Origin of the sequence: Campylobacter concisus, assembly GCF_902460665.1 — a bacterium.
GTDB lineage: Bacteria > Campylobacterota > Campylobacteria > Campylobacterales > Campylobacteraceae > Campylobacter_A > Campylobacter_A concisus_AL.
Genome location: NZ_CABPUR010000010.1, coordinates 1 through 7,337, shown reverse-complemented (window position 1 = coordinate 7,337; position 7,337 = coordinate 1). Strand labels below are relative to the sequence as shown.

The window sequence follows — 7,337 nt, the reverse complement described above, 5'->3', positions numbered from 1 at the left end:
GCCATCTCCACCATTACCACCTGCTTGTGGACCACCTGCAGCAGTTTCTTCTAGAGCATTAAGATCTGTTCCTTTTAAGATGGCTTGTTGTAAAGCTGAGATATCAGCTACTGTTTCGTTATTGTTAGAGTCTTGATCTAGAGTTATAGTATCTTTACCTATTAGAGTTATTTCTTTACCATCAGTTTGAGTTATTGTTACTTTAGAGTCAGAGCTATCTGTAATTATCTTTTCGTTTTGGTAGACGATGTCTCCAACGCTAAGATTTCTTACTTCTCCTGTTAAGTCATTAAGTGCTCTTGCTATTCCTCCGTTTATGCTTTTAACTACTCCGGCTTCTTTAGCCATCATGTTCTCCTTATTGTTTATAGTATTTGAAATTTTGAATGAATTATATAAATTTTAAAAGGGCTTGTCTATTGTACTGGGGTACTATATGGTGTACTATTTAGCACATATCATAAATATCATGCCATTCAACATGATATATCTTAGTGTCTTAATATATAGTAATTATGACTTTTTTAAAATATGATATTATCTTTTATACATATTGAAAATCATTATATATTTCTATATAATTGCCCATTAATAATTTTTAAAGGAGTTTAAATGCAGAGAAAAATCGCGCTTAGTCTTGCTTTGGTCGGCGTTTTGGCCGCCGCGCAGAATGAAGTAGAGCTAAAATCGCTAGAAGGCGTAACCGTCACGGCGCAAAGATCGTCTCAAAGCGTAGACGAGATAAGCAAAAGCGTCTCGGTAGTAGATAAAGAGACAATAGAAAGAAAGCTTGGCAAAAGCGTACCCGAGCTAATCAGCGAGGCGCCAGGAGTCTCTATCGTAAACGAAGGCATGGACTCGGGCACCGTAAACGTGCGAGGTTTTAGCTCGTCTGATTACCGCGTGCCGATGTTCGTAGATGGACTTAGATTTAGAGGTAGGCCGGCGTTTGAGTATTCGATATTTACGCCCGATCAAATCGAAAGGATAGAGATAATAAGAGGTCCCGCTAGCACGCTTTACGGCACAGATGCCTTTGGCGGCATAGTAAATTTAGTCACCAAAAGAGCTAGCGGAGACGTACACGGCGACTGGGCGCTATCTGATACGTATCTTAGCACCCAGTACCAAAGCGCGAACAAAGGCGTGCAAAACCGCTTACAACTCGGCGTAGTCGGACACGGGTTTGACGCATTGCTCGGCTTAAACTACAAGCACGGCAAGGACTACGATACTCCGGCGGGCAAAATCCCAAATACAAGGTATAATTACCGAAGCCTTGATTTTAAAGGCGGATATAGCTTTGCCGATTTTCACAGACTTGAGCTCGTGACCAGATATACGGAGTCGCAGCGCGGCGTAGTCGGTACGGCGGTCGGCGCTCCCGGAACGGCGAATAAAAAAGGCTTCCAAAAATACATAAAAGAAGCGCCTCTTAGAGAAAAATACGTAGCGCTAAACTACGAAGGCAACATAAACGACAAATTTATATTAGATTCTAGCTTGTATTACAGAGAGCTTTATACGCACCTAAATATAAGGCCATATATCGGAGCTATGTCGCCTAGACAAGTCGATAACTACGTAAACGGTCCGAAGGTCTACGGCGGCAAATTTATCGGTAAATTCGTAGGCGACAACCTAACCCAAACTTACGGCGTAGATTTTTATTACGAGGACTGGGATAGCGTGTATCAAAGCGTGAACAAAGGCCCTAGCCTACGCAACAGGCTAAGAACCAAACAGCTTGACGTCGCCGGGTTTGGCTTGCTTGAATACGCATTTAGCAACGACGCGATTTTGAGCGCAAATTTACGCTACGACCGCATCAAAACCTCGTTCGACATGGATAGCTCTATGAGCCCAGCCGTAAAAGCCCTATATGAAAACGCCAACGATAGAAAAGACGGCAGAGCCAGCTACGGACTGGGACTTATTTATCCCGTCGCCCAGGGGCTTGAATTCGTAGGAAATTTCTCTACTTCGTTTAGAGCTCCTATGAGCGGCGAGGTCGCTCCGATACTTACGTTTTCAGGCAGCGAGGCGTATCTACCGAACCCCGATCTAAATATCGAAAAAGGCGTTACCTACGAGGCCGGACTTCGCTATACGGATAAAGCGCTTAGATCGAATTTGATATTTTACACGGGAGATTATAAAGACCTGATCGTCGAGCGAAACTGGCAAAGCGGCGGCGTGACCTACTATCAATCGCAAAACGTAAATAGAGCCAAGATAAGCGGAGCGGAATTTGACCTAGCTTATAAAATTTTGTCAAATTTGGAGTTTAAAACAAATCTCGCCTACACGCGCGGCAAAAATAAACAAACCAGCAAACCGCTTCCGGAGATCGCACCGCTTAGCGGACGCGTGGCCGTTTCTTATTCGCCGGAGTTTTTGGCAAATTCCTACATAGAGTATAGCGGCGACTGGGCGGCTAGAAAGACGCGTATAGATGATAGCGTAGAGCGCGAGCGAGCGGGATATTTCGTGCATAACCTATACTTTGGCAAAAGTCTGGGCAAACTAGGCTTCTTAAAAGATTTTAGTCTAAATTTCGGCGTCGAAAATATCTTCGACAAAGAATACGCCCCAAGCCTAAGCTACGAGCTAATCAGCCAGCCTAGAAGCGCTAGCAACCCGCTCATAAATCCGGGTAGAAATTTCAAACTAGGCTTTAAGGCTAGCTTTTAAAATTTAAATTTGCCGAGCGGGTTTTAAACAGATCCGCTCAAAAGCCCTAAAATTTACGAATTTAAGGATCGAATTTGAGAAAAATCGTATCTGCTTTATTGCTACTGGCAGCGACGCTGGGCGCGCTTGAATTTACCGATCAAAATGGCAATAAGCTTCGCTTCGACCGCTCCGTTAAGAGCGTAGCGCTGTTTCCCGTGCCGCTAGCTTCGTTTTCTCTTAGCGTCGAAAACAACGTATCTCGCCTAGCCTCAGTCCATCCGATGGCTAAGAAAAATATTGGGCGCGGAATGCTCGGAAAAATGATCAAAGGCGCGTCTAGTATCCCCGCAGGCGGTATAGGAGAGGATTTTACTCCAAATATCGAGGAGCTGCTAAAACTATCTCCGGATCTTGTCGTGCAGTGGGGCATGAGAGGCAAAAAGATCATCGAGCCGCTGCGAAAAGTAGGGCTAAACGTTGCTTTGGTAAATTTAAGCGGCACGGAGGAAGATCCGCTTTTTTGGTTTGGGATGCTGGGTAAAATTTACGAAAAAGAGCAAAGAGCGGAGCAAATTTTACAAAACAGAGCCGAGGTAAGAGCTAAGGTCGAAAATTTCGTAAAAGGGCTTAGTAAAAAACCGAAGGTTATTTTTATATTCGGCCGAGATAAAAGCTACGAGGCGGCGGGAGGCGGGACGTATTTCGATTACGAGATAAAACTAAGCGGCGGAGTAAATGCGGAGAATTTCGGGGGATTTAGAATTTTAAATAAAGAAGAAATTCTCGCGCAAAATCCGGACGTTATCTTACTTAGCAACTTTGACGAGCTTACGCCGCGGGACTTTTTTAACGATAAAATTTTAAAAAACGTAAAAGCCGTCAAGCAAAAAGCCGTCTATAAAATGCCTCTGGGGGGCGATATGTGGGAGCCGCCTACGGGCGAATCGCACCTGGGCTGGGCGTGGTTTAGCGTGCTGTTTTCTGGGCAGGCGCATATAAATTTAAAAGACGAGATGAAAAAGAGCTACAAATTGCTCTACGGCTACGATCTAAACGGCGATGAGATAGCTCAAATTTTACGCTTTGATCTAAACGGCGAGAGCAAATTTTACGAGCTTTTTAGATAATGAAAAAATATCTGTTTTTATCGCTTTTTCTAGCTTTTGTGGTCGTTTTTTCGCTGCTTGCGGGTAGGATTTCGCTTGAGGGGCTAATTGACTATTATCAAAACGACAAAGAGACGCTTTACGCTTTGATATTTGACCTGCGCCTACCAAGGCTGATAGCGGCGTTTTTGATAGGCGCTAGCCTTAGCGCGGCTGGCGTGATATTTCAGGCGATGTTTGCAAACCCTTTGGTAAGCCCGAATATCCTGGGAGTAGGTAGCGGAGCGGGATTTGGCGCGGTAGTTTGCATTTTAGCCTTCGGTAGTCCCGTAGCCACGCAAATAGGCGCTTTTATTTTCGGCTTTCTAGCCGTCATGATAGCTTACGCCCTGGGCGTTTTGGCAAACAAAAACTCAAAGCTTATGCTGGTGCTTGCGGGCATCATCACGGGCGCGATATTCGAGGCGCTGATCTCGGTTGTCAAATACGTCGCCGACACGCAAGAAAAGCTACCTAGTATCGTATATTGGCTGATGGGAAGCCTAAGCGCCATATCTTGGAGCGACGTGGCAGCGCTTGCTCCCGTTTGCGTTAGCGGGCTCGTGCTTTTGAGCCTAATGGGCTGGAAGCTAAACATTTTATCCTTAGGCAGCGAACATGCAAGCATTTTGGGCGAGAGTAAATTTTTAGGCTTTATCTTTATCCTACTTGCTACTCTGATAACGGCCGCAAGCGTAGCGATAGCGGGTATCATCGGCTGGGTAGGGCTTTTGATGCCGCATGTTACGAGGTTGATTTACGGCTCCGATAACTCGCGGCTGGTTCCGATTTCTGCGATTTTAGGCGGGATATTTTTGATGCTAACCGACGTCGCGGCTAGAAGCGCGAGCTCAGCTGAAATCCCGCTAAGTATCCTAACCGCGCTTATAGGCGCTCCGATGATCGGCGTAATCATCGTTAAAAGGGGCAAAAGATGGTCTTAAGCGTAGAAAATTTAAACTTTTCTTACGAGTATAAGCAAATTTTGCAAAATTTAAGCCTTAGCCTAAAAAGCGGCGAAACGCTTGCGATTTTGGGCCCAAACGGCATAGGCAAATCTACGTTTTTAAAGATTATTTTAGGGCTTTTAAAAGCACAAGGCGGTCAAATTTTGATCGACGGCCGAGATCATGCCTCTCTTAGCGGTAAAGAGCGCGCCAAGCTCGTAGGATACGTGCCTCAAAGCGAAAATATCGCTTTTAGCTTTAAGGTAAAAGACCTGATTTTAATGGGCGTAAACGCAAACGTCGGTACGTTTTCAAGGCCGAGCGCGAAGGATAGGGCGATGGCTGAGGACGCCGCACGGATAGCGGGCGTTAGCGAGTATTTAAATTTAAACGTAGACGAGCTAAGCGGCGGCATGATGCAACTGGCGCTTATAGCTCGCTCGCTAGTACTACGGCCTAAAATTCTCGTCATGGACGAGCCTACGTCGTACCTCGACGTTTTTCATCAAAACGCCGTTTTGAGCCTAATCAAAAGGCTAAATAGCGAGCAAAAAACCTGCGTGATCTTTACCTCGCATCATCCCGATCACGCGCTTGCGGCGGCGGATAAAACCTTGCTATTAAACGGTCCCTTAGGATATGAATTCGGCGCAACCGATCAAATTTTAAAGGGCGAAAATTTAACAAAACTCTTCGGTATAGATTTTATAAATTTAAACGTCGAAGATAAAAGGAGACTGTTGGTTAGATGGAATATCGATTAATTATGGAGTGCTTAGATTTTTATAATATCTTTCATCAGGTCATAAACCATAAAACTATTATTAGATGTTTGTAAATTTACTTAATCATTTTAGCTTGAAATAGTCTTATGTTTTATTGCAGAAAATTTATACAAAAATAGACAAATAGGTTATTTTACATAGATTAAAAAGACAAACAATTATAAAAGTTTAATGATAGAAAAGAATATCCCAAAGGAATTTCCTTTGGGATTAAAGTAATTAGTTAAATTTTAAATCTCATGTACTAATACATCTTTAATTTCTAAGGTTACGGTGTGAATTCCTTCTGTTTTTGTATAGACTGTATAACCATCGCTATTAGGGATAGCAGATTTATTCCATGTACCTATACCTCCTTGTAGCGTTACATGATCGTCACCATTACCATCTGTTCTTAACTTGTTATTACTATCAGTCATATCTAAAACGTCTTTAGCTGATAGATTTATATTGTTATTGCCTTGGGTTAAATCTAGTTTTTCGAAATTCTTAACTCTGCTAAAATCTATACTGCCGTCGGCGACTTTTAACGTATCATATCCGGCTCCGCCGTCTATAGTAGAGCTGCCGTCTATGCTTGCGTTTTTACCGATAGAGACGGTGTCGTTGCCCGAGCCTAAGTTTATGTTCGAATTTATAACCGTACCGTCTATATTTAAAGTATCTTCTCCTCCGTAAGTTTGTATTTCGGCGTTTTTGACGGTAGCACCGGCTTTAACGTTTATGGTGTCTTCTAAATTTTGACTAGCCCTATGATCTGATCTTATATAAGTTTTATGGTCGCCAAAGTCGTTAAGACCAGCATCTTGGTCGCCAAATACCGCGCCAAACTCTATATTTACTTCATTTTTACCCTTGCCTAGTCCAATCTCTGCTTCGCTAAACGTACCGCCTCTTAAATATACTTTATCTTCACCATCATCAGTATAAATTCTTGTACCGGTTAAATTTGCTCCGGCATTTATATTTATCTTGTCGTTACCGCCATTCATATTCACAAGAGAATCTTTAAATGTAGCATTATCTATTGTTAAAGTATCTTTGCCATCGCCCATATCTGCTTTGACTTTTACCGTAGCTCCGCCGTGCATCTTTATCTCATCGTCTCCACCGTGAGTTTGAAGATTATTGCCGACGTTAGTATAAGTAAAGTCGCCTGCTATATCTATAACGTCTTTATTTTGGCTACCCATAAGGCTCATTACTCTAGCTTCGCCGCTTTGATAGAAATTCATATATTGCTCGCCTAGAGATTGAGAAGCTTGTATCGTTATATCTTTTAATACGGCGTTTCCAGTTACGTTTAAAGTGGCTTTATCTGTTGATTTACCGCCTTCAAATTGCAATGTAGTGCCATCCAACTCGGCATTACCGTTAATATTTATTTTATCGTTTGCTCCGGCGCCCGTATCGATATTACCACCTTTAACCTTAGCATTATCGTTTACGGTTATAGTGTCGTCCCCGGCTTTTCCTAGGATATATGTACTATTTAGATTAGCATTACCGTTTATATTACTACTATACTTTGGATATCTCTAGAAAATTTCTCTACCCCCATCTCCATCAAAGCATCATCTTTTGTAAATTTACCCCTTAGCTCTGGAATTTCATTGACTATCATCTCTCTTATCTCTGGGTTGATATTTGCTATTTCTAGTAAAAGACCCAAGCTTTTGTCATTAAAGTCTCTTAGTCTGATATTTTCACTTTTCAAACTTTCAGCTTTACGTGTTAGAGATTGATTTTCTCTATTCTTACTCTCTATCAATGCACTTTGTTCA

Annotated in this window: 7 protein-coding genes; 4 read left to right on the top strand and 3 right to left on the bottom strand. The window is 42.7% G+C overall.

The window, feature by feature from the left end; all coding sequences use genetic code 11:
* Positions 1-348, bottom strand: a 348-nt coding sequence (locus F3G66_RS09370; RefSeq protein ID WP_188115861.1) for a retention module-containing protein, incomplete at its 3' end; no start/stop codon positions are given.
* Positions 349-612: 264 nt separating this feature from the next.
* Between F3G66_RS09370 and F3G66_RS09365 the strand changes: the two genes are divergently transcribed.
* The 4 genes from F3G66_RS09365 (at position 613) to F3G66_RS09350 (ending at position 5,532) form a co-directional block, all read left to right on the top strand.
* Positions 613-2,694 carry a TonB-dependent receptor gene (locus F3G66_RS09365; protein WP_149707896.1) on the top strand — a complete coding sequence of 694 codons (2,082 nt, stop codon included), beginning with the start codon at positions 613-615 and terminating at the stop codon, positions 2,692-2,694.
* 74 nt (positions 2,695-2,768) lie between these two features.
* Positions 2,769-3,803: an ABC transporter substrate-binding protein gene (locus F3G66_RS09360; RefSeq protein WP_149707895.1), complete on the top strand. Its 1,035-nt coding sequence runs from the start codon at positions 2,769-2,771 to the stop codon at positions 3,801-3,803.
* Positions 3,803-4,765, top strand: a complete 963-nt coding sequence (locus F3G66_RS09355; RefSeq protein WP_149707894.1) for a FecCD family ABC transporter permease — start codon at positions 3,803-3,805, stop codon at positions 4,763-4,765. Before F3G66_RS09360 ends, F3G66_RS09355 begins: the two co-directional genes overlap by 1 nt.
* The gene (locus F3G66_RS09350) at positions 4,756-5,532 is read left to right on the top strand and encodes an ABC transporter ATP-binding protein (protein ID WP_149707893.1); all 777 of its coding nucleotides are present in this window, start codon (positions 4,756-4,758) and stop codon (positions 5,530-5,532) included. The genes F3G66_RS09355 and F3G66_RS09350 overlap by 10 nt, the downstream gene beginning before the upstream one ends.
* Before the next feature lie 251 nt (positions 5,533-5,783).
* On the opposite strand, the gene F3G66_RS09345 is transcribed toward F3G66_RS09350, so the two are convergent.
* Positions 5,784-6,899: a hypothetical protein gene (locus F3G66_RS09345; RefSeq protein WP_149707892.1), complete on the bottom strand. Its 1,116-nt coding sequence runs from the start codon at positions 6,897-6,899 to the stop codon at positions 5,784-5,786.
* Positions 6,900-7,063: 164 nt separating this feature from the next.
* Positions 7,064-7,337, bottom strand: a 274-nt coding sequence (locus tag F3G66_RS09340; RefSeq protein ID WP_223154269.1) for a hypothetical protein, incomplete at its 5' end; no start/stop codon positions are given.